This is a genomic window from Mycolicibacterium sp. XJ662 (assembly GCF_053484035.1).
This window is the reverse complement of sequence record NZ_JBEFTL010000003.1, coordinates 427,970-448,588: the sequence shown is the minus strand read 5'-3', so window position 1 is coordinate 448,588 and position 20,619 is coordinate 427,970. Positions and strand designations below refer to the sequence as shown.

The window sequence follows — 20,619 nt, the reverse complement described above, 5'->3', positions numbered from 1 at the left end:
GCTAGAACGGGTTCTAGTTTCAAGGCGTGTACTCGCAGCCACTGATCGACGCCATCGCCGAGGCCGAGCGACTGGTCACCGAGGCGCCCTTCATCGAATCCGAAGCCGACCTACTCGAGGGCCTGCAATACCTCGCCGGGTGCATCTCCGCATGCACCCACCTGGCATTCGACTACGAACGCGACCACCCCTTCCTGCAGTCAGGGACGGGGCCGTTCACCAAGATGGGCCTCGACAACCCCGACGCGCTGTACTTCGGCACCCGGGTGCAGGCCAACCACGAGTACGTCGTGAAAGGAAAACGCGGCACCACGACCGATCTGGCGTTTCAAATGATCGGCGGGGAGTACACCGACGACAACGTCCCGCCCAGCCAGGCCGCGTTCGACGACCGCGAACTCGACATCGCCGACGACGGCACCTTCGAATGGCGGGTGGTTCCGAACAGTCCGGCGCAGTTGGTCATTCGCGAGGTCTACAACGACTGGTCCGCGCAGCGCGGCCACCTCAGCATCGCGCGCACCGACACCGTGGGCACCGCACCGCCGCCGCTGACACCCGAGACGATCCACAAGCGCTACGCCGTCGCGGGTAAGCAGCTGGTGCAGCGGGTCAAGACGTGGCTGCAGTTTCCGCAGTGGTTCTACGACAACCTGCCGGTCAACACGCTGACCGCACCTCGGCTGACCCCGGGTGGACTGGCCACCCAGTACTCGTCGGTGGGGCACTTCGATCTGGCGCCGGAGCAGGCCATGATCATCACGCTGCCCGTCTCCGACGCACCGTATCTCGGCTTCCAGTTGGGCAGCCTGTGGTACATCTCGCTGGACTACATCAACCACCAGACATCGCTGAACGGCACTCAGGCAAAAGCCGATCCGGACGGCAAGATCCGCATCGTCGTCGCCGACGGCAATCCGGGCGTGACGAACTGGTGCGAGACGCTGGGGCACCGCAAGGGCTACCTGCAGTTCCGCTGGCAACGCTTGTCGCGCGCGCTGACCGAGGCCGACGGGCCCACCGCCGAAGTGGTCGACCTCGACAAGCTGGCGAGCGCGCTGCCGTACTACGAATCGAACAAGATCTCCGATCAGGACTGGCGGGCCCGGATTGCGCTGCGCCAGCAGCAGATCCAGAACAGGATGGTGGGCTAGTGCTCGAGAACAAAATTGTGGTCATCAGCGGCGTCGGGCCGGCGCTGGGCACCACGTTGGCGCGCCGGTGCGCCGAGGCCGGCGCCGATCTGGTACTCGCCGCGCGTACCGTCGAGCGCCTCGACGATGTGGCCAAGCAGGTCACCGACATCGGCCGTCGCGCCGTGACCGTGGGCACCGACATCACCGACGAGGCCCAGGTGAACAACCTCGTCGAGGAGACGATGAAGGCCTACGGCCGCGTCGACGTGTTGATCAACAACGCGTTTCGGGTGCCGTCGATGAAACCCCTGGCCAACACCACGTTCGAGCACATGCGCGACGCCATCGAGCTGACCGTGTTCGGTGCGCTGCGGCTGATCCAGGGCTTCACCCCGGCATTGGCCGAAGCCAACGGTTCGGTGGTGAACGTGAACTCGATGGTGGTGCGGCACTCGCAGGCCAAGTACGGCGCCTACAAGATGGCCAAATCCGCGCTGCTGGCGATGTCTCAGTCGCTGGCCACCGAACTGGGTGAGCACGGTATCCGGGTGAACTCCGTTCTGCCCGGCTACATTTGGGGCGGCACGTTGGAGAGCTACTTCAACCACCAGGCCGGCAAGTACGGCACCACCGTCGAGGAGATCTATAACGCCACCGCCGCCGCGTCGGACCTCAAACGGCTGCCCACCGAGGACGAGGTGGCCTCGGCCATCCTGTTCATGGCCAGCGATCTGTCCAGCGGCATCACCGGCCAGGCCCTCGACGTCAACTGCGGGGAGTACAAAGCCTGATGGCACGCACCGATGTCGGTACCGTCGAAGACCTGCACGCGTCAGCGACCAAGGCGTGCGGGCTAGACGACTTCGGCGCCGATGACGACAACTACCGGGAGGCGCTGGCCGTTCTGCTGGAGTCCTTTAAGCGCGACGCGGACCTGACCGAGTTCGGCAGCAAGATGCAGCGGTTCTTCGTCCGCAATGCGCTTGTGGCCCGGTTGCTTTCGGAGGCGGCGTGGAAGCAGTTCCCGCAGCACGCCGACGTCGTCATCGAACGGCCCATCTTCGTGACCGGCCTGCCGCGCACCGGCACCACCGCCATCCACCGGCTGCTCACCGCCGATCCGGCCCACCAGGGCCTTGAGCTCTGGCTCGCTGAGTTCCCGCAACCCCGCCCGCCGCGGGAAACCTGGCCGGACAACCCGGCGTTCGCCGAACTGGACGCGCGGTTCAAGAAGGCCCACGACGAGAACCCGGACTACACCGGGCTGCACTACATGACCGCCGACGAGGTCGAGGAATGCTGGCAGCTGCTGCGGCAGTCGCTGCACTCGGTGTCCTATGAGACGTTGGCGCACATGCCGACGTACTCGCAATGGCTTGCCAAGCAGGATTGGACCAAACCGTATCAACGGCACCGGCGCAACCTGCAGCTGATCGGCCTCAACGACGCCGAAAAACGTTGGGTGCTCAAGAACCCCAGCCACCTGTTCGCGCTCGACGCATTGTTCGAAACCTATCCCGACGCATTGATCGTGCAATGCCATCGGCCGGCCGAAACCATCATGGCGTCGATGTGCTCGCTGTCGCAGCACACCACCGCGGGCTGGTCGAACTCGTTCGTCGGCGCCCAGATCGGCGAAGACGCCATGGAGACGTGGTCACGAGGTCTTCGGCGGTTCAACGCCGTTCGCGCCGAGCACGATCCAGCGCAGTTCTGCGATGTCGACTACTCCGAGTTCGTCGCCGACCCGATCGCCTGTGTCGAACGGATCTACCGGCACTTCGGCATCGAGTTCACCGGCGCGGCGCGCGCGGCGGTGCAGCAGCGCTACGCCGAGAGCCAGCAGGGCCCACGCGCACCCAAACACACGTATTCGCTGGCCGATTACGGTTTGACCGCCGACGAGGTCAAGGAACGGTTCAAGGGTCTGTAGCCTTTTTCGGCGAGCAGACAGTGAATGTTGTTACCGGCTTCTGTTCGGCCACCTTCTGCGTCTGCTCACGAGGCTCGGCGCGGTGTCAGGCCGTCGTATTGGCCAGCGTCTGGATGCGTTGCAACGCATCTGCAGCCAACGCCAGCGCGTCGAGACCGCCGGCCGCCCCGCACGTGGAGATCTCGACGGCCGCGTTGTGCGCAGCCACGAACGCGTTGTCGCACGCCCAGTCGGAGGCCTCGAAGGACCACAGCACAATGTCGGGCGACTCAGAGGCCTCCTCGGGTAACAGCGCGAACTGGTATGTGCGGCCCTTCATGTCGGTGACGGTGAACGGTGTGCCGCGGCACGTCTCGATGGTGTGCCTCGCCTGCGAGACCGCCTCTTGGGCATCGAAATCGGCGCGGTAGACGGCGACCATCTCCTCGATGTACACCGCGCTGGCCTCGTAGACCGTCCAGTGCCCGCCGTCGGTGGCGGCCGGGCCGGAGTCGAACAGGAACGGCGGATCCACTTCCTTGGCAACCCCGCTGCATTTGTCGGGTTCGACGGTGGTGAACAGGTTGCCGTCGGTCTTGTCGACCTTGTCGCTGAGCAGATCGCCGACCTGGCCCGCCGTGATGGGCGCCACCGGCGGGGCGGGCTGCGGTTGCGGCGTGTCGATGACCCGGGTGCAGCCGACCAGCGCCACACTCGCCAACAGCACCGCCGTGCGCGCACCCATATGCCGCAGTGTAGGGACGACGGCACGGCGCGCCGAAATCGACGTTTGGGCGAGAGCTACTCGCACTTTCCCGCCCGTTTGTCCCTTTGGGCGAAGAAGAACAAAGCGGCTCAGCCGTCGCCGGGGGAGGGTGCCGAGGACGGTTCCTCCAAACACCCTTCGGCAACCGCGTGTTTGATGCTGTCGGTGAGCCTCGGACAGGACGGCACGCGGGCCGGATCGCCGCCGGACTGTCGGATCTCGCTGAAGTACGCACAGCGCTTCGACGCCTCGGTGTTCCACTGCACCGACGTATGCGTCGGCCCGAGCTTCTTCACATCGACAGCAACATGGCAGAACCGGCAGTCGACCGACACCAGTCCCGAGGTCAGATACCGTTCGCGGTCGCGTTGGGTGGCCTCCTGCAGCGCCGCGGCCCGATCGGCGCCGAAAACGCGTGCCTTGGACCGGGTTACACCGCTGCCGCCGTCACCGACCGGGTGGTCGTCGTCGTCATGACCGCCGTGCAGCATCAACATCGCCCGGGCCAGCCGGTCGACGTCTGGTGCCTGGCGGTCGTCGGTCACGACTTCTGCTCGGCCCTTTCCTTCTCCTCGGCCTGCCGCTTGAGGTTCTCCTCGACCTCGACGTTCCACTTCTCGTTGGCCGCCGTGGTGTCGACCTCGATCTCGAAGCGGTCGGTCATCTCGGGCGTGACGTCGGCGACGTCGACGTAGAACTGCTGATACCACCGGCGCATCTGGTAGACGGCGCCGTCCTCTTCGACCAACAGCGGGTTGTCGATGCGGGTCTTGTGCTTCCAGATCTCGACGTCCTGCAGGAAGCCCTTGCTGACACCGTCGGTAAACGTGTTCGCCAGCTTCTCGGTCATCTTCTCGTCCAGGCCCTTGGGCTTCTCAACGATGACGCCCCACTGCAACATGAACGAGTTCTGCGTGACGGGATAGTGGCAGTTGATCAGGATCGACTCGGCCTTGTATCCGCCGTAGTTGTTGTGCAGCCAGTTGATCATGAACGACGGACCGAAGTACGACGCCTCCGAATCCAGGTGCGCCTCACCGTAAGTGGTGCCCATATCGTTGATGTCGGGCCGGCCCACGTTGTGCAGGTACTGCGACGCGATGTGACCCTCGAAGACGTTCTTGAAGTACGTCGGCAGCCCGTAGTGGATGTAGAAGAAGTGCGCCATGTCCGTGACGTTGTCGATGATCTCGCGGCAGTTGGCGTTCTCGATCAAAATCGAGTTCCACTTCCAGTCGGTCCACTCAGGGTTCTCGACCTCCGGGATCTCGGGGATGCGCACCTCGGGCTGCGGCGGGTTGCCCTCATGGTCGTGCCAGACGAACAGCAGGCCGCCGCGGACGTCGGTGTGCCACGCGCGGGTGCGCGCCAGCCGGGGGGTGCGCTTGGCGTAGGGCACCAGCTTGCATTTGCCGTCGCCGCCCCAGCGCCAGTCGTGGAACGGGCAGGCGACCTCATCGCCCTTGATCGTGCCCTGCGCCAGGTTTCCGCCCATGTGCCGGCAGTACCCGTCGAGCACGTTCAGGTTGCCCTTGGAGTCGGCGAAAACGACCAGCATCGTGCCGAAGATCTCGACGCCGTGGGGCTTGCCGTCCAGAAAGTTCTGCACCGGCCCCAGGCAGTGCCAGCCGCGCGCATACCGATCGGGCAGGGTGCCGGTATCAATCTCGCGGATTCCTGCGGTTTCCGTGTTCACGGTGGGCCTCCCCGGTTCTGTGTCTCTAACTAGAACACGTTACAGTTTTTCCCGTGCCGGGCGCAATCTAAACGCCTCTACCTGCGCAAAAACTCGCTGAATATTCGTCGGTTACGTCACCGCAGGGCGGTGCGCAGGGCGATCTGCTGCATCTTGCCGATGTTGATGACGAACTCGTCGGTGGTGGCATCGCCCAGCGCGCTCTGGAACTCCAGGCGCGCCAAGGCCGGACCGTGCGTGAACAGCAGCAGCGTGGCCGCCTTGGTGCCGTCCGGCGACGTACCGACGGCAATGGTGCCGTCGGCGCCGACCGGAACCGGCTGCGGTGTCGCGCCCGCGACCGCAGTGTCGATGCTGGGTAGGGCTTCGCGCAGCGTCTTGGTTGCCGTCTCGGCGTCGGGATAGATCACGATCGTGTTCGAGATGGCGCGGGTGTCGTCCTGGTTGACGAACAGGGCACTTGCGCCGGGCAACCCGCCCGGCCCGGGGTTGGTCGACGCAACCGTGAACGTGTCCTCGTCGTCGCTGAGGTCGGATGCGGTAAGCAGCAGGTGGCTGTAGTCCTGCGCGGTATCGGTCGGGCTCGTCGTTGGAGAGCCCTGCGCCGACGTGGTCGTCGGGGCGGCGGCGGGGTCCTGCGCACCGCCGCCGTTGGGGTCGGGGCCCGTCGTTTCACAGCCGACCGCGGCAGCACAGATCAACACCGCTGCAGCGGCGGCGGACAGCGACTTCAGGCGGCGGTCGGCGATCATCCGTTTCACGGTACTGAAAAATCCGTATGCGCTGATGCCGACGGTACGGTGTCGAGATGACAATCGGCCAGATCTGTCAACTGTGGCGTTATCCGGTCAAATCGCTGGGCGGAGGGCCGGTCGAGCAGGTCGAGATCGGTGCCCGCGGCCTGCACGGCGACCGCCTGTGGGCGGTGCGTGATGTCGCCCGCGACGTCACCGCCTCGGCGCGACGGATACCGGCGCTGTTGACCGCGACGGCGCGCTACGTCGACCCGGTGCCCGCCGACGCGGGCCCGGGCAATGTGCCCGAAGTCGAAATCAGCTTCCCCGACGGCACCGTACTGTCCAGCAGCGACGGCGCCGTCCACGCCAAGCTGTCCGAGCTCGCCCGCCGCGAGGTCCGGTTGACGGCACTGCCCCCCGCCGACGACACCAGCCTGCACCGGTTGAGCCGCGCCGAACGCGCCAACACGTCGATCGCATCGGTGCGCAACGACCTGGGCATCGCCGAAACCGAAAGCTGCCTGACTTTTCGGTGCTGCGGATGGCTGATCTGGTGACGCAGGCGCGCTACTCGACACCGCCGGGCGCCTTCGTCGACTCCGCGCCGGTCCATGTGCTGTCCACCACCAGCGTCGCGACCATCGGCGCCGAGCTGGACGCCGAACTCGACGTTCGCCGGTTCCGGCCGAATATTCTTCTGGCGCTGGACAATCCCGACGATGACTTACCCGAGTCGCAGTGGCTGGGTGGGCGGCTCACGCTGGGCGGAGCGGTCCTGGACGTGACGAACCCGACGATCCGCTGCGTGGTACCCAGCCGCGCGCAGCCGGGCCTTGAGGTCGACCGCAGGATCACCCGGGCGGTGGCGCAGCGGGCCGGCCGAAACCTGGGCGTGTACTGCTGGGTCGGCACCGCCGGCGCCGTCCACGTCGGTGACCCCGTGACGCTCGGTGAGGTGGCGCTCCCGCGGCGGCTGCTGGGCAGCGCGGCGCGGCGCGCCAAGCGGTTCGCGTTCGGCCTGGCAACCGCTGCAGCCGAACGGCTTTCACGCTAGCGCTAGTTCTGCCAGCCCGAGTGGATGAAGGTGTCGGCGAAGCGTTTCATCGCGTCCTGCTTCTTGTCCAGCGGCGCGTCGAAGCCGAGGCCTTCGAAGACCCACGGCATCACGATGTTGTCGGTGACCCCCGCCTCGGCCAGCTCGCGGTGCCCGTCGACATCGAACTTGTCGATGCACACGGCCTGGAACTCGAACGGATCGTCACCGCGGCCGGATTCGGCGAGCAACGCCTTGAGCTTGCCGATCGTTTCGGCCAGCTCGGCGGCCGTCATCATCGCGCTGGTCCAGCCGTCGCCGACACGGGCGGCGCGCTTGAGCGCGACGTCGGTGTGCCCGCCGACGTAGAACGGCACCGGCGCGCTGGGCGCCGGGCTCATCTGCAGCTTGTCGAAATCGTAGAACTCACCGTGGAACTGCACCATGCCGCCGCCGAGCACGAGTTTGATCACCTCGATCATCTCGTCGACGCGTTTACCCCGTTTGGCGTAGGGCTGGCCGCACCACTCGAACTCCTCTGGGGCCCAGCCGATTCCGACTCCGAACCCGAACCGGTTACCGGTGATGTTGGCGACCGAGCCGACCTGGCGCGCCAGCAGCAGCGGGTTACGGGAGCCCAGCTTCATCACGTTGGTGTAGAACCGCAGCCTCGAGGTCACCGCCCCCATCGCGCCCGCGGCGATCAGCGGGTCGATCCAAGGGGTGTCGGCGTCCCACATGCGCGAGCCGTCCGGCGTGTACGGGTAGTCCGCCGACTGCTTCTCCATGTAGAAGATCGAGTCGGGCAGCGCTATCGAGGTAAAGCCGACTTCCTCAGCGGTTTTGGCGATTTCGATGAGCTGGTCGATCTGGCACATCGGCACCGCGCAGGTGTACTTCATCATCGGCCCGGTTTGTCCGCCCCGACGACCCACATCGAGTAGTACTGTGACCCGCCGCCGTAGGCGTGGCCCAACGCCTTACGGGCGTTCGGGACCTGGTGGTCACCGGCCTTGCCCATCACCTGAATCGCCGATTCGGCGAACCGGATCATGCCTGAGGCGCCGATCGGGTTCGACGACAGCACGCCGCCCGAGGCGTTGACCGGCAACCGCCCGCCGATCGCGGTCTCACCGGCCTCGGTGAGTTTCCAGCCTTCACCTTCGGGTGCGAAGCCGAGGTTCTCCAACCACATCGGCTCGAACCAGGAGAACGGTACGTAGATCTCGGCGGTGTCGATCTCGTCGATCGGGCTGGTGATCCCCGCCGCTTCCCACAACGCCTTGGCGGCGTCGCGGCCTGCCTGCGGGTTGACCTGGTCGCGTCCGGAGTACGCCAACGGTTCGGTGCGCAGCGCGGTGGCGTGAATCCACGCGACGGGATGGCCTTCGGCGGAGCGCTTGTCGGCGATCTCCTCGTTGCCGATCACCAAGGCGCAGGCGCCGTCGGAGGACGGACACGTCTCGTCGAACCGGATGGGATCCCACAGCATCTGGGATGACAGCACCTTCTCCAGCGTGATGTCGGGTTGGTGCAGATGCGCGAGCGGATTCTTGGCGCCGTTGAGCCGATCCTTGACCGCCACCATCGCCCCGATGTGCGTCGGCGCCCCCGAGCGGCGGATGTAGGCGCGCACGTGCGGTGCGAAGTACCCGCCGGCGCCGGCGCCGACGGGCTTGGTGAACGGCACCGGAATGCTCAACGCCCACATGGCGTTCGACTCCGACTGCTTCTCCCACGCCATCGCCAGCACGCGGCGGTACTTGCCCGACTGCACCAGGCTGGCCGCCACGATGGCCGTCGACCCGCCCACCGAGCCGGCGGTGTGCACCCGGATCAACGGTTTACCGGTGGCACCCACGGCGTCGGCCATGAACAGCTCGGGCATCATCACGCCCTCGAAGAAATCCGGCGCCTTACCGACCACCACGGCGTCGATGTCGTCCATCGTCGCGCCCGAATCGGCCAGGGCCCGGTCGATGGCCTCGCGGACCAGGCCGTTCATCGACACGTCGTGGCGTTTGGCGACGTACTTGGTCTGCCCGGTGCCGAGCACAGCAGCGAGATTCTTAGACATCAGTCGCGTCCCTCCAGAATGGCCACCAGATTCTGTTGCAGCGCAGGGCCACTGGTGGCGTGCGCGAGGACCCGCTGTGCGGACCCGGTGAAGATGTGCTGCGCGGCGAAGCCGATGCGCTCCAGCCCGGCCGAGAACATCGGGTTGGCGGCCAGCGCGCCGCCGGAGGGGTTGACCTTCGCCGACGACGGCAACCCGATCGCCTCCGTCAGGATCAGGTGCTGGTGGGTGAACGGCGCGTAGATCTCGGCCACCTCAACCGAACTGGCGTCGCCGCCGGTGGCCGCCCGGGCCGACGCGGACGTCGACGGCGAGGTGGTGAGATCGCGCGCGCCCAGCACCGGCGTCTCGATCCGGTGCTCGAAACCGGTGATCCACGCCGGGTTCTCCCGCAACTCGCGGGCCCGGTCACCGGCCGCGAGCACGATCGCCGACGCGCCGTCGGTGATGGGTGCGATGTCGTGGCGGCGCAACGGATCTGCGAAGTAGGGCCGTTCGAGCAGTTCGGCGGTGCTCTTGGCCGGCCGCTCGCTGTCGGTGCGGCCCGCGGCCGTCATCGACTCCAACGCCACCTGCGCCATCTGCTCGGCCGTCCACTTGCCCCCGTCGAGGCCCAGCCGCGCCTGCAACCCCGCGATCGACACCGAGTCCGGCCACAGCGGAGCCACGCTGTACGGGTCGGTCTGCAGGGCCAGGATGCGGCGCAGCACGCCCGCGCTGGACTTTCCGAAGCCGTACACCAGCGCGGTGTCGACCTCTCCGGTCAGGATCTTGATGTAGGCCTCATACAGCGCCCATGCCGCATCCATCTCGACGTGCGACTCGTTGATCGGCGGCACCGCGCCGATCGAGTCGATCGCCGAGATGAACGAAAACGCCCGGCCGGCAAGGTAATCCGAGGAACCCGAGCACCAGAACCCGATATCGGTCTGCTTCAGACCAAGTTCGTCGTAGAGCTGGTGAAAGCACGGCATCAGCATTTCCACGCCGTTGGTGGTGCCGTCGGTGCGGCGCACATGCGGCGCATGCGCGAAGCCGACCACTGCTACATCTCTTGAACCAGTCACGTCCAGCCCTTCACAGATGGTGCTTGTAGGTGTCGTAGTCGGCGTCGGGTTCGCCGGTGGGCCGGAAGTGGCTGATGTTGTCGATGCCCAGCCCCCATTCCTCGCGGGGCCGCCACACCGCCTCGACCCGCATGCCCATCCGGACCTCGTCGGCCTCGATCTCGGTGACCAGATGCAAGAACGCGATATCCGCGCCGTCGAGCAACACGTAGGCCGCCACGTATGGCGGTTTGATGCGCTGTCCCGCGAACGGGATGTTGATGACGGCGAAGGTCGTCACGGTGCCCTTGTCGGGCAGTTCGACGAACTCGTCGAGCGCCAGGCCGGTGGCGGGATCGGCCTCTTTGGGCGGGAAGTACACCTTGCCCGGCTTGCCGTCGCGGCCACTCTTCGTCCGCGCGCCCAGCAGCTTGCCCTCCTCGAGCGCGCGCAAGAACACGCTCTCGGGCAGCGACGCGGTGTGCTGGATCTCGATCGCCGACGGGCTCACCTGCACGGTGACCGGCTCGCGCTCGTCGGGTTGGCCCTCCGGCTCGGCCTGATCACCGAGCTTGAAGTGCGCGATGTCGGTGATCGCGCCGACGGGCTCGTCGACCCAGTGCGCGTATACCCGCGCGCCGGTACTGATCGCATCGGACGACCCGGCGTCGACCGCGTGTAGCAGCGCGGTGTCGGCGCCGTCGAGTTTGATCAGCGCCCATGCGAACGGGCGGTCCAGCGGCTGGCCCGGCAACGGGGCCGGCTGCCAGGTCCACGACTGCACGGTACCTACGGCGCTCACCGGTACGATCTCCGTCAATCGTTCGTAGGTGACGGGATCGAACTCTGCAGGCGGCACGTGCACTCGCCCGTCGGAACCGCGCACGCCGACGATGCGTCGCTCACGCAGGGCGGTGAAGAACTGGGACAGGAGTGGCCCTACTGAACGGGTGTAGTCGAATGAGAGCTTCAGCGGTGCTGAAAGCGGTGGCTCATGCGTATCGATCTGCACCGGGCTGCCATGGCTGGTGGTCACGGCATCGAGTAGAACAGGTTCTAACAATGGTTTCAAGGACAGGTCGAGAGGCGAGCTAATGAACGCAGGGTTGGGGTGGTGGGAATGAAGCTCGGACTTCAGCTGGGGTATTGGGGCGCGCAGCCGCCGGACAACCACGCCGAACTGGTCGCCGCCGCCGAGGAAGCCGGCTTTGACACGGTGTTCACCGCGGAGGCCTGGGGGTCGGACGCGTACACGCCGCTGGCGTGGTGGGGCCGCGAAACCACACGGATGCGGCTGGGTACGTCGGTGGTGCAGTTGTCGGCGCGCACACCGACGGCCTGCGCGATGGCGGCGTTGACGCTCGACCACCTCTCCGGCGGCCGCCACATCCTCGGTCTCGGGGTGTCCGGGCCGCAGGTCGTGGAGGGTTGGTACGGGCAGAAGTTCCCGAAGCCGTTGGCGCGTACCCGCGAATACGTCGACATCCTGCGTCAGGTGTGGGCGCGCGAAGCCCCCGTGCGCAGCGACGGCCCGCACTATCCGCTGCCGCTGACCGGTGAGGGCACCACGGGCCTGGGCAAGAACCTCAAGCCGATCACCCATCCGCGGCGCGCCGACATCCCGGTGATGCTGGGCGCCGAGGGGCCCAAGAACGTCGCGCTGGCCGCGGAGATCTGCGACGGATGGCTGCCGATCTTCTACTCGCCGCGCATCGCAGGCATGTACAACGAGTGGCTCGACGAAGGCTTCGCCCGCCCGGGCGCGCGCCGCAGCCGTGCGGACTTCGAGATCTGCGCGACGGCGCAGGTGGTGGTCACCGACGACCGCGCCGAGATCATGGAGCTGATGAAGCCGCACCTGGCGCTGTACATGGGCGGCATGGGTGCCGAGGACACCAACTTCCACGCCGACGTCTACCGACGGATGGGTTATGCCGAGGTGGTCGAGGACGTGACCAAGCTGTTCCGGTCCGACCGCAAAGACGAGGCAGCCAAGATCATCCCCGACGAGTTGGTCGACGACTCCGCGATCGTCGGGGACCTCGGTTACGTGCAGGAACAGATCAAGGCGTGGGAAGCCGCGGGTGTGACGATGATGGTCGTCGGCGCCCGTTCACCCGAGCAGATCCGGGACCTCGCGGCCCTGGTGTAGCGCCGACTAGACACTTCCTTGATAGTTGTCTACCCGCGTTCTAGATTGACGCAATGACCCAGCACACCATCGCGGGCACCGTGCTCACCATGCCGGTGAAGATCCGCAAGGCGCACCAGCACATGGCGATGTTCTCGGTGAACGCCGACGCCGCCCAGCGCTTGATCGACTACAGCGGCCTGACGGTCTGCCGCTACCTTCCTGGGCGCGCGATCGTCGTGCTGATGTTGATGCGGTACGAGGACGGCGACCTCGGCCAGTACTACGAGTACGGCACGAACGTGATGGTCAACCCGCCCGGGTCGACGGCGTCTGGGCCGCGCGCACTGCAGGATGCGGGTGCGTTCATCCACCACCTTCCCGTCGACCAGGCGTTCACCCTCGAGGCAGGCACCAAGATCTGGGGTTATCCGAAAGTCATGGCGGACTTCACGATCCGCGACGGCCACACATACTCGTTCGACGTCACCATCGACGGCCAGTTCGTCGTCGGCATGGACTTCGGCAAGGGGTTGCCCGTCCCGGCCCGGTTCACGTCCAAGCCGCAGGCGCATCCCACCTACTCCTACCGCGACGGGGTGGTGCGCCGCACGCTCGGCGAGATGAAGCTGCACGACGTGCGTTACCGCCCCGGCGGCGCCAAGGTGCGGCTCGGTGAACATCCCTACGCCAAAGAGCTTGCATCGCTCGGCTTCCCGAAGCGCGCGCTGTTCACGGGGTCCGCAGGAAACGTGGAGATGTCGTTCGCAGACGCGCAGGAGGTTCAGCCATGACCACGACCACACCGCAGACCAAGCCCGACGTCGACCTGACCGACGGAAACTTCTACGCCGGGGACTCGCGCTCGGTCTACAAGTGGATGCGCGAGAACGAACCGGTGTTTCGTGACCGCAACGGGTTGGCCGCCGCGGCCACCTATGCGGCGGTGATCGAGGCCGAGCGCAACCCCGAGCTGTTCTCCAACGCCGGCGGGATCCGTCCCGACCAGCCCGGCGTCGAGATGATGATCGAGATGGACGACCCGCAGCACCTGCTGCGGCGCAAGCTCGTCAACTCCGGCTTCACCCGCAAACGGGTCAAGGATCTCGAGGGATCGATTGTGTCCCTCTGTGATTCGCTGATCGACGCGATATGCGAACGCGGTGAGTGCGACTTCGTCTGGGATCTGGCCGCGCCGCTGCCGATGGCGGTCATCGGCGACATGCTCGGCGTGCGCCCCGAGGAACGCGAGATGTTCCTGCGCTGGTCCGATGATCTGGTCGGCGCGTTGAGCAGCACCGCGGATCCCGAGAAGTTCCAGCTGACCATGGACGCGTTCGCGGCCTACAGCGAGTACATGATGGGCATGATCAACGCCCGCAAGGACCAGCCCACCGACGATCTGGTGAGCGTCCTGGTGCACGCCGAGGTCGAGGGCAGCAAGCTCGAGGATCATCAGATCGTCACCGAGGTACTGCTGCTGCTGATCGGCGGCGACGAGACCACCCGGCACACACTGTCGGGCGGCACCCGCCAGCTGCTGCTGCACCCCGACCAGCATCAGCGTCTCGCCAACGATCTGAGCCTGCTGCCCAACGCCATCGAGGAGATGCTGCGCTGGACCGCCCCGGTGAAGAACATGGCGCGCACGCTGACCGCCGACGCCGAGTTCCACGGCACCGCCCTCAAGGAGGGCGAGAAGATGCTGCTGCTGTTCGAGTCGGCGAACTTCGACGAGGACGTGTTCGACGATCCGGAGACGTTCGACATCGAGCGCTATCCGAACAACCACCTGGCGTTCGGTTTCGGCACCCACTTCTGCCTCGGCAACCAGCTGGCCCGGCTCGAGCTGTCGATCATGCAGACCCGCCTGCTGCAGCGGCTGCCCGACATGCGGCTGGGCTCCGACGACCTGCCGCTGCGGCCCGCGAACTTCGTCAGCGGGCTGGAGAAGATGCCGGTCGAGTTCACGCCGACCAAGCCGCTGCATTAGGTGATTTCGGCGCGCTTACACCCCGCCAGGGGTGCATGAGCGCGCCGAAATCGCTACTTCATCTGGAAGTTCGGGGCGCGTTTCTCCTTGAACGCGCGCGGGCCCTCCTTGGCGTCCTCGGACAGGAACACCGGGATGCCGTTGGCGGTGTCGGGTTTGAACGCCTCTTCCTCGTGCATGCCCTCGGTCTCGCGGATGGTCTTGAGGATGGCCTGCACGGCCAGCGGGCCGTTGTTGTTGATCACCTCGGCGATCTCCAACGCCTTGTCCAGCGCGGTGCCGTCGGGCACGACATAGCCGATCAGCCCGTACTCCTTGGCCTCGGCGGCGGTGATGTGTCGTCCGGTCAACAGGAGATCGCAGGCGATGGTGTACGGGATCTGACGCACCAGGCGCACCGCGGAACCGCCCATCGGGTACAGGCTCCACTTGGCCTCGGAGATGCCGAACTTCGCGCTCTCACCGGCGATGCGGATGTCGGTGCCCTGCAGGATCTCGGTGCCGCCCGCGATGGCCGGGCCCTCGACCGCGGCGATCAACGGCTTCGTGAGGCGGCGGCCCTTGAGCAGGCCGTCGATGCGCGACGGGTCGTAGCTGCCGTCCTTGAACGAGTCGCCCGGCGGCTTGGCCGTCGCGGCCTTGAGGTCCATCCCCGCGCAGAAGTAGCCGCCGGCGCCGGTGAGGATGCAGGTGCGGATCTCCGGATCGTTGTCGACGCGGTCCCAGGCCTCCACCATGATCGAGAGCATCTCGGTGGACAGGGCGTTACGCGCCTCAGGGCGGTTCAGCGTCAGGATCAGGGTGTGTCCGCGCTGCTCAATGAGGGCGTCGGGGCCCTTGTCGGAATTTCCTGCTTCGCTCACAAACAGCCGTCCCTTCCAGCATCAATAGCACAGACTTGAATGAAAATGTAACACGTTCTAGTTTAGGTGCTGTGGCCCTGAACATTGCTGATCTCGCCGAGCACGCCGTCGACGCGGTGCCTGACCGCATCGCCCTGATCTGCGGCGACGATGAACTCACCTACGCCCAACTCGAGGAGAAGGCCAACCGGCTGGCCCACTACCTCATCGACAAGGGCGTCAAGAAGGACGACAAGGTCGGCCTGTACTGCCGCAACCGCAACGAGATCGTCATCGCGATGCTCGGCATCGTGAAGGCAGGTGCCATCCTCGTCAACGTCAACTACCGCTACGTCGAAGCGGAGCTGAAGTATCTGTTCGAGAACTCCGACATGGTCGCGCTGGTGCACGAACGCCAGTACGCCGACCGCGTCGCCAACGTGCTGCCCGAGACCCCTGCGGTCAAAACCGTGCTGGTGGTCGAAGACGGCAGCGATCTGGACTACGAGCGTTACGGCGGCGTGGAGTTCAACGAGGCACTGAGCCAGGCGTCACCGGAGCGCGACTTCGGCCCCCGCAGCGCCGACGACATCTACCTGCTCTACACCGGCGGCACCACCGGTTTCCCCAAGGGCGTGATGTGGCGCCACGAGGACATCTACCGGGTGTTGTTCGGCGGCACCGACTTTGCCACCGGCGAGTTCGTCAAGGATGAGTACGACCTGGCCAAGGCGGCGGCCGAGAACGCGCCGATGATCCGCTACCCGATCCCGCCGATGATCCACGGCGCCACCCAGTCGGCCACCTGGATGTCGCTGTTCTCCGGCCAAACCACCGTGCTGGCACCGGAATTCGATCCTGCCGAGGTTTGGGCCACCGTCGAGAAGCACAAGGTGAACCTGTTGTTCTTCACCGGCGACGCGATGGCGCGCCCGCTGCTCGACGCGCTGCTGGCCCGCCAGTCCGAGGGCAAGGACTACGACCTGTCCGCGTTGTTCCTACTGGCCAGCACCGCCGCACTGTTCTCGACCAGCATCAAGGACAAGTTCCTCGAACTTCTGCCCAACCGGATCATCACCGACTCGATCGGGTCCTCGGAGACCGGTTTCGGCGGCACCAGCATCGTGGCCAAGGGCCAGCCGCACGCCGGCGGGCCGCGGGTGACCATCGACCACCGCACCGTCGTTCTCGACGAGGACGGCAATGAGGTCAAACCCGGCTCGGGGATCCGCGGCGTCATCGCCAAGAAGGGCAACATTCCGGTCGGCTACTACAAGGACGAGAAGAAGACCGCGGAAACCTTCAAGACCTTCAACGGGATTCGCTACGCCATCCCCGGCGACTACGCGACGGTCGAGGAAGACGGCACCGTGACGATGCTCGGGCGCGGTTCGGTGTCGATCAACAGCGGCGGTGAGAAGATCTACCCCGAAGAGGTGGAGGCCGCGCTCAAGGGTCACCCGGATGTGTTCGACGCGCTGGTGGTCGGCGTCCCCGATCCGCGGTTCGGCCAGCACGTCGCCGCCGTAATCCAACCGCGTGAGGGGGCCCGGCCCAAGCTGGCCGACCTGGACACGTTCGTCCGCAACGAGATCGCGGGATACAAAGTGCCGCGCAGCATCTGGTTCGTCGACGAGGTGAAGCGCTCGCCAGCGGGCAAGCCGGACTACCGGTGGGCCAAGGACCAGACCGAGCAGCGGCCCGCCGACGAGGTCAACGCCAACCATGTAGGGACCGCCACTTGATACGCACCGAACTGTGTGACCGCTTCGGCATCGACTACCCGATCTTCGTTTTCACCCCATCGGAGAAGGTGGCGGCCGCGGTCAGCAAGGCCGGTGGGCTCGGCGTGCTCGGTTGCGTGCGGTTCAACGACGCCGACGACCTCGAGAGCGTCCTGCAGTGGATGGATGAGAACACCGACGGCAAGCCCTACGGCGTCGATGTGGTGATGCCCGCCAAGGTGCCGCAGGAGGGCTCCGCAGTCGACATCGACAAGCTCATCCCGCAGAGCCACCGCGACTTCGTCGCCAAAACCCTTGTCGACCTCGGTGTTCCACCACTGGACGAGGACGAATCGGGCAATGAAGGGGTGCTCGGCTGGCTGCATTCGGTGGCCCGCTCGCACGTGGAGGTCGCGCTGCGGCACCCGATCAAGCTGATCGCCAACGCGCTGGGCTCGCCGCCGCGCGACGTCATCGACCAGGCGCATGCGGCCGGCGTGCCGGTGGCGGCGCTGGCCGGCAGCGCCAAACATGCGCAGCGCCATGTCGAGAACGGGGTGGACATCGTCGTCGCCCAAGGCCACGAGGCGGGCGGACACACCGGCGAGATCGGCTCGATGGTGCTGTGGCCGGAGATCGTTGACGCCGTTTCCGGCCGAGCACCTGTGCTGGCGGCCGGCGGTATCGGCACCGGCCGGCAGGTGGCGGCCGCGCTGGCGCTCGGCGCATCGGGGGTGTGGATGGGCTCGGCGTTCTTGACCGCGGCCGAATACGACCTCGGCCACCGCAATCCCAGTGGCACATCGACGATCCAGGAGGCGCTGCTGCGCGCGGAGTCCAGCGACACCGTGCGTCGGCGCATCTACACCGGCAAGCCCGCGCGGCTGCTGAAGAGCAAGTGGACCGACGCCTGGGACGCCCCCGACGCACCGGAGCCGCTGCCGATGCCGCTGCAGAACATCCTGGTCAGTGAGGCCCATCACCGGATGAACGCCTCGGACAACCCCGACACCGTGGCGATGCCGGTCGGCCAGATCGTGGGCAGGATGAATGAGATCCGCCCGGTCGCCGACATCATCGCCGAGCTGGTCGACGGCTTCACCGAGGCTACCCGCCGCCTCGACGACATCCGCGGAAACTAGCCAGCGGCCAAGAAATGGGGGCCGGCTCAGAAGCCGATCGTGGTCTGCGCGTCGATCACATCGGTGGCGGCGCCGACGATTTCGGCCTGGGCCTCCAGCCCTTCGGCGCTGAGCTGCAACACGTAAAGCCCGTCGGTGCCGGGGATCACGACCGTCTTCTGCGCGACGACCTTGGTCTGCCCATCCGATTCCCATGTGCCGGCGAGTTGGTAGGCCGGGTAATCGCCGAGTGAGCTGACCTCTCCGGTGTTCAACGGATTCCAGGCAGGCAGGTTCTGCAGCTCACCGGGCGCGAGGTCGATGATCGCTTGGGGGTCAACGTTTCCGGTCAGCTTCGACACCAGGGCGACGATGCTCGGGGTGTACTCGCTGGCTTCGGGCCCGGTGTAGACGATTGCGCCGTACGCCCACTCCGGGGTGTTCTCACCTGCGGGCGCCCATCCCTCGGGCACCGGCATATCGAGGACGGGTGCCCCCGGGTCGCCCCGCTGCACCGGGGTCTCGCGAATGTTGTTCTCGGCGATGTAGTCAGCGATCGTCGGATGGGGACCGGGCGCGTCCTCCGCGCGCGGCGCGATCTTCGCCGTCGACAGCGGCGCCTGCGCGGTCGTCGTGGTGGTCGTCGTCGTCTCCGGGGTGGTGGCCTCGGTGGCGGTCTGGCTGTCGGAGCCGCAGCCCGCCAGCACGAGTCCCACCGCGGCGACGGCCCCCGAGATCGCCGTGGCTCTCATCAAGTGGCTCCCGTCTGCCCAGGTCAGCGTTAGCAAAGAGCAAGCCAACGGCCGATCTAGCTGAGCAGAGTATATTCACCCGTTATCACGCGTCGGCAAATGTGCACCGGCGTCAACGCGGTAGCGGGTAGACCGGGTCGGCGCAGTCGACGCCCTCGGCGGCCAGGTGTCGCTTGATCACCTTGAAGGTCTCGGTGCGCGGGAGCGCGGCGCTGATCCTGACGAACGACGGCCACTGCTTCGGGCCCAGGTCGGGTTGTTCGGACAGGAAGCGGCGAAACGCGTCGGGGTCGAAAGCGGTGCCGTCGGCCAGTGTCAGGGCGGCCATCACCTGATCGCCGACGTCGGGCGCCGGGATGCCGTACACCGCCACCTCCACCACATCGGGGTGGCGCAGCAGCACCCGCTCGATCGGTGCGGCGCCGAGGTTCTCGCCGTCCACCCGCATCCAGTCGCCGAGCCTTCCGGCGAAGTACGCGTAGCCGTCCTCGTCACGGTAGGCCAGGTCGCCGCTGTGGTAGGTGCCGTCGCGCATCCGCTCGGCGTCGGCCCGCGGATCGTTGTAGTAGCCCTCGAAGCGGCCCGCGCCCGAGACGTTCACCAACTCGCCGGTCACCCCCGGTGGGCACGGTTCGCCGGTGTCGACGTCGACGATGTCGGTGCCGGGCGGCAGCGGGCCCAGCGCGCCCGGAGGCGTATCGGGGGTCTTGGCGATCGCGATGCCGCCCTCGGTCGACCCGAACCCGTCCATCACCACGGTGGCGAACCGCTGGGCGAACCTCTCGACGTCCGCGGGCGCCCCCTCGTTGCCGTACACCGCCCGCAGCGGGTTGTCCGCGTCGTCGGGACGCTCCGGGGTGGCGAGGATGTAGGACAGCGGCTTGCCGACGTAGTTGGCGTACGTCGCCCCGTAGCGGCGCACATCGGGCAGGAACTGTGAGGCGGAGAACTTGCGCCGCAACGCAAGTGAGCTCTGCGACGCCAACGCGACCGACCAGCCCACCAGCACCGCGTTGGAGTGGAACAGCGGCATCGAGACGTAGCAGACATCGTCGGGTCCCAGGCCGAAGCGCTCCGTCATGGTCACCCCGGCGATCGCGACCTTCCCGTGGCTGCATTTGACCGCCTTGGGGTCGCCGCTGGTGCCCGATGTGTAGATCAGCATGAACAAATCGGCGGGTTCGGCGGCGTAGGGGCGCACCGGTGCATCGGCGTGCGCGGCCACCTCCTGCGCCCAACCCGGCGAGTCGACGTTGACGTGCTCGACGTCGGCCAGCATGTCGGCATAGGCGCTATCGGCCAGCACCACTTGGCAATCCGCATGGGTGATGTCGCGGCGCAGCGCCGCGCCGCGGCGCACCGGGTTGAGCCCCACCGGCACGATGCCCGTGAGCCCCGCCGCGACCAGCACTGCCGAGAAGGCCGGGGTGTTCTGCAGCAGCACGCCGACATGCGGTGGGCGGTCGGGATCCATGCGCGCCCGCAGCGCCGCCGCCACCGCCGCGCCCTCTCTGAGGTGATCTCGCCAGCAGACGAACGAGACGGCGGAATCTTCTCTTCGCGCAAGCCGCTCATCGGCGAAGTAGACCCCGCGGTCCTCGACGTCGACCAGCGGCGTCAGCAGGGCCGCGACGGTGGGCAGTGCGTTCACGG

The 20,619-nt window shown here is 66.6% G+C and carries 21 protein-coding genes; 10 read left to right on the top strand and 11 right to left on the bottom strand.

Annotation, left to right across the window (positions count from 1 at the left end):
- Positions 1 to 26 precede the first annotated feature (26 nt).
- The 3 genes from ABQE93_RS13145 to ABQE93_RS13135 are packed head-to-tail and all read left to right on the top strand — an operon-like array spanning position 27 to position 3,069.
- On the top strand, positions 27 to 1,154 hold the full coding sequence (locus ABQE93_RS13145; protein ID WP_448407383.1) for a hypothetical protein: 1,128 nt from the start codon (positions 27 to 29) through the stop codon (positions 1,152 to 1,154).
- Positions 1,154 to 1,927 (top strand): SDR family oxidoreductase, encoded by a 774-nt coding sequence (locus tag ABQE93_RS13140; protein ID WP_448407385.1) that lies wholly within the window; start codon positions 1,154 to 1,156, stop codon positions 1,925 to 1,927. The genes ABQE93_RS13145 and ABQE93_RS13140 overlap by 1 nt, the downstream gene beginning before the upstream one ends.
- Positions 1,927 to 3,069, top strand: coding sequence for a sulfotransferase family protein (locus ABQE93_RS13135; protein WP_448407387.1), 1,143 nt, complete (start codon positions 1,927 to 1,929; stop codon positions 3,067 to 3,069). The genes ABQE93_RS13140 and ABQE93_RS13135 overlap by 1 nt, the downstream gene beginning before the upstream one ends.
- Before the next feature lie 85 nt (positions 3,070 to 3,154).
- Here the strand turns inward: ABQE93_RS13135 and ABQE93_RS13130 are convergent, their stop codons facing one another.
- The 4 genes from ABQE93_RS13130 to ABQE93_RS13115 all read right to left on the bottom strand — a co-directional run bounded on the left by ABQE93_RS13130 (position 3,155) and on the right by ABQE93_RS13115 (position 6,262).
- Complete coding sequence (locus ABQE93_RS13130; RefSeq protein WP_448407389.1) at positions 3,155 to 3,793, bottom strand: sensor domain-containing protein; 639 nt, start codon at positions 3,791 to 3,793, stop codon at positions 3,155 to 3,157.
- A 110-nt stretch (positions 3,794 to 3,903) separates the two neighbouring features.
- Positions 3,904 to 4,311 carry a hypothetical protein gene (locus tag ABQE93_RS13125; protein WP_448408022.1) on the bottom strand — a complete coding sequence of 136 codons (408 nt, stop codon included), beginning with the start codon at positions 4,309 to 4,311 and terminating at the stop codon, positions 3,904 to 3,906.
- A 44-nt stretch (positions 4,312 to 4,355) separates the two neighbouring features.
- A complete protein-coding gene (locus ABQE93_RS13120) occupies positions 4,356 to 5,510 on the bottom strand; it encodes a 3-ketosteroid-9-alpha-monooxygenase, oxygenase component (protein ID WP_448407391.1) in 1,155 nt (384 codons plus the stop codon).
- Positions 5,511 to 5,626: 116 nt separating this feature from the next.
- Positions 5,627 to 6,262, bottom strand: coding sequence for a hypothetical protein (locus tag ABQE93_RS13115; RefSeq protein WP_448407393.1), 636 nt, complete (start codon positions 6,260 to 6,262; stop codon positions 5,627 to 5,629).
- Positions 6,263 to 6,318: 56 nt separating this feature from the next.
- Here ABQE93_RS13115 and ABQE93_RS13110 point away from each other — a divergent pair, with 56 nt between their 5' ends.
- Together ABQE93_RS13110 and ABQE93_RS13105 are read left to right on the top strand one after the other, a co-directional pair.
- Positions 6,319 to 6,804 carry an MOSC N-terminal beta barrel domain-containing protein gene (locus ABQE93_RS13110; protein ID WP_448407395.1) on the top strand — a complete coding sequence of 162 codons (486 nt, stop codon included), beginning with the start codon at positions 6,319 to 6,321 and terminating at the stop codon, positions 6,802 to 6,804.
- On the top strand, positions 6,789 to 7,301 hold the full coding sequence (locus tag ABQE93_RS13105; protein ID WP_448407397.1) for an MOSC domain-containing protein: 513 nt from the start codon (positions 6,789 to 6,791) through the stop codon (positions 7,299 to 7,301). The genes ABQE93_RS13110 and ABQE93_RS13105 overlap by 16 nt, the downstream gene beginning before the upstream one ends.
- 2 nt (positions 7,302 to 7,303) lie before the next feature.
- Here ABQE93_RS13105 and ABQE93_RS13100 read toward each other — a convergent pair whose 3' ends face one another.
- Genes ABQE93_RS13100 through ABQE93_RS13085 form a run of 4 tightly spaced genes read right to left on the bottom strand, consistent with a single transcriptional unit; the run spans position 7,304 to position 11,439 of the window.
- The gene (locus ABQE93_RS13100; RefSeq protein WP_448408024.1) at positions 7,304 to 8,182 is read right to left on the bottom strand and encodes a TIGR03619 family F420-dependent LLM class oxidoreductase; all 879 of its coding nucleotides are present in this window, start codon (positions 8,180 to 8,182) and stop codon (positions 7,304 to 7,306) included.
- Complete coding sequence (locus ABQE93_RS13095) at positions 8,182 to 9,357, bottom strand: thiolase family protein (protein WP_448407399.1); 1,176 nt, start codon at positions 9,355 to 9,357, stop codon at positions 8,182 to 8,184. Before ABQE93_RS13095 ends, ABQE93_RS13100 begins: the two co-directional genes overlap by 1 nt.
- Positions 9,357 to 10,424, bottom strand: coding sequence for a thiolase family protein (locus ABQE93_RS13090; RefSeq protein WP_448407401.1), 1,068 nt, complete (start codon positions 10,422 to 10,424; stop codon positions 9,357 to 9,359). The genes ABQE93_RS13095 and ABQE93_RS13090 overlap by 1 nt, the downstream gene beginning before the upstream one ends.
- A gap of 10 nt (positions 10,425 to 10,434) precedes the next feature.
- Complete coding sequence (locus tag ABQE93_RS13085; RefSeq protein ID WP_448407403.1) at positions 10,435 to 11,439, bottom strand: Zn-ribbon domain-containing OB-fold protein; 1,005 nt, start codon at positions 11,437 to 11,439, stop codon at positions 10,435 to 10,437.
- 84 nt (positions 11,440 to 11,523) lie between these two features.
- Between ABQE93_RS13085 and ABQE93_RS13080 the strand changes: the two genes are divergently transcribed.
- From ABQE93_RS13080 to ABQE93_RS13070, 3 genes are read left to right on the top strand one after another with little or no spacing between them, the layout of a single operon-like run.
- Positions 11,524 to 12,555: an LLM class F420-dependent oxidoreductase gene (locus ABQE93_RS13080; protein ID WP_448408026.1), complete on the top strand. Its 1,032-nt coding sequence runs from the start codon at positions 11,524 to 11,526 to the stop codon at positions 12,553 to 12,555.
- A gap of 53 nt (positions 12,556 to 12,608) precedes the next feature.
- Positions 12,609 to 13,328, top strand: coding sequence for an acetoacetate decarboxylase family protein (locus tag ABQE93_RS13075; RefSeq protein WP_448407405.1), 720 nt, complete (start codon positions 12,609 to 12,611; stop codon positions 13,326 to 13,328).
- Complete coding sequence (locus ABQE93_RS13070; protein ID WP_448407407.1) at positions 13,325 to 14,527, top strand: cytochrome P450; 1,203 nt, start codon at positions 13,325 to 13,327, stop codon at positions 14,525 to 14,527. The genes ABQE93_RS13075 and ABQE93_RS13070 overlap by 4 nt, the downstream gene beginning before the upstream one ends.
- A 53-nt stretch (positions 14,528 to 14,580) precedes the next feature.
- Here ABQE93_RS13070 and ABQE93_RS13065 read toward each other — a convergent pair whose 3' ends face one another.
- Positions 14,581 to 15,390 (bottom strand): crotonase/enoyl-CoA hydratase family protein, encoded by an 810-nt coding sequence (locus tag ABQE93_RS13065; protein WP_448407409.1) that lies wholly within the window; start codon positions 15,388 to 15,390, stop codon positions 14,581 to 14,583.
- Between the two features lie 35 nt (positions 15,391 to 15,425).
- Between ABQE93_RS13065 and ABQE93_RS13060 the strand changes: the two genes are divergently transcribed.
- Both ABQE93_RS13060 and ABQE93_RS13055 read left to right on the top strand, forming a co-directional pair.
- On the top strand, positions 15,426 to 17,114 hold the full coding sequence (locus tag ABQE93_RS13060) for a medium/long-chain-fatty-acid--CoA/3-oxocholest-4-en-26-oate--CoA ligase (RefSeq protein ID WP_448407410.1): 1,689 nt from the start codon (positions 15,426 to 15,428) through the stop codon (positions 17,112 to 17,114).
- Positions 17,114 to 18,235, top strand: a complete 1,122-nt coding sequence (locus ABQE93_RS13055; RefSeq protein ID WP_448408028.1) for an NAD(P)H-dependent flavin oxidoreductase — start codon at positions 17,114 to 17,116, stop codon at positions 18,233 to 18,235. Before ABQE93_RS13060 ends, ABQE93_RS13055 begins: the two co-directional genes overlap by 1 nt.
- A gap of 26 nt (positions 18,236 to 18,261) precedes the next feature.
- On the opposite strand, the gene ABQE93_RS13050 is transcribed toward ABQE93_RS13055, so the two are convergent.
- Positions 18,262 to 18,966 carry an envelope biogenesis lipoprotein LpqN gene (locus ABQE93_RS13050; protein WP_448407411.1) on the bottom strand — a complete coding sequence of 235 codons (705 nt, stop codon included), beginning with the start codon at positions 18,964 to 18,966 and terminating at the stop codon, positions 18,262 to 18,264.
- A gap of 112 nt (positions 18,967 to 19,078) precedes the next feature.
- Positions 19,079 to 20,617: a long-chain-fatty-acid--CoA ligase FadD17 gene (gene fadD17 / locus ABQE93_RS13045; protein ID WP_448407412.1), complete on the bottom strand. Its 1,539-nt coding sequence runs from the start codon at positions 20,615 to 20,617 to the stop codon at positions 19,079 to 19,081.
- Positions 20,618 to 20,619 lie beyond the last annotated feature (2 nt).

Coding starts and splice junctions, on each gene's coding strand:
- ABQE93_RS13135 (WP_448407387.1), top strand. CDS start 1,927: ATGGCACGCACCGATGTCGGTACCGTCGAAGACCTGCACGCGTCAGCG.
- ABQE93_RS13130 (WP_448407389.1), bottom strand. CDS start 3,793: ATGGGTGCGCGCACGGCGGTGCTGTTGGCGAGTGTGGCGCTGGTCGGC.
- ABQE93_RS13125 (WP_448408022.1), bottom strand. CDS start 4,311: ATGTTGATGCTGCACGGCGGTCATGACGACGACGACCACCCGGTCGGT.
- ABQE93_RS13115 (WP_448407393.1), bottom strand. CDS start 6,262: ATGATCGCCGACCGCCGCCTGAAGTCGCTGTCCGCCGCCGCTGCAGCG.
- ABQE93_RS13110 (WP_448407395.1), top strand. CDS start 6,319: ATGACAATCGGCCAGATCTGTCAACTGTGGCGTTATCCGGTCAAATCG.
- ABQE93_RS13105 (WP_448407397.1), top strand. CDS start 6,789: ATGGCTGATCTGGTGACGCAGGCGCGCTACTCGACACCGCCGGGCGCC.
- ABQE93_RS13100 (WP_448408024.1), bottom strand. CDS start 8,182: ATGAAGTACACCTGCGCGGTGCCGATGTGCCAGATCGACCAGCTCATC.
- ABQE93_RS13095 (WP_448407399.1), bottom strand. CDS start 9,357: ATGTCTAAGAATCTCGCTGCTGTGCTCGGCACCGGGCAGACCAAGTAC.
- ABQE93_RS13080 (WP_448408026.1), top strand. CDS start 11,524: ATGAAGCTCGGACTTCAGCTGGGGTATTGGGGCGCGCAGCCGCCGGAC.
- ABQE93_RS13075 (WP_448407405.1), top strand. CDS start 12,609: ATGACCCAGCACACCATCGCGGGCACCGTGCTCACCATGCCGGTGAAG.
- ABQE93_RS13070 (WP_448407407.1), top strand. CDS start 13,325: ATGACCACGACCACACCGCAGACCAAGCCCGACGTCGACCTGACCGAC.
- ABQE93_RS13050 (WP_448407411.1), bottom strand. CDS start 18,966: ATGAGAGCCACGGCGATCTCGGGGGCCGTCGCCGCGGTGGGACTCGTG.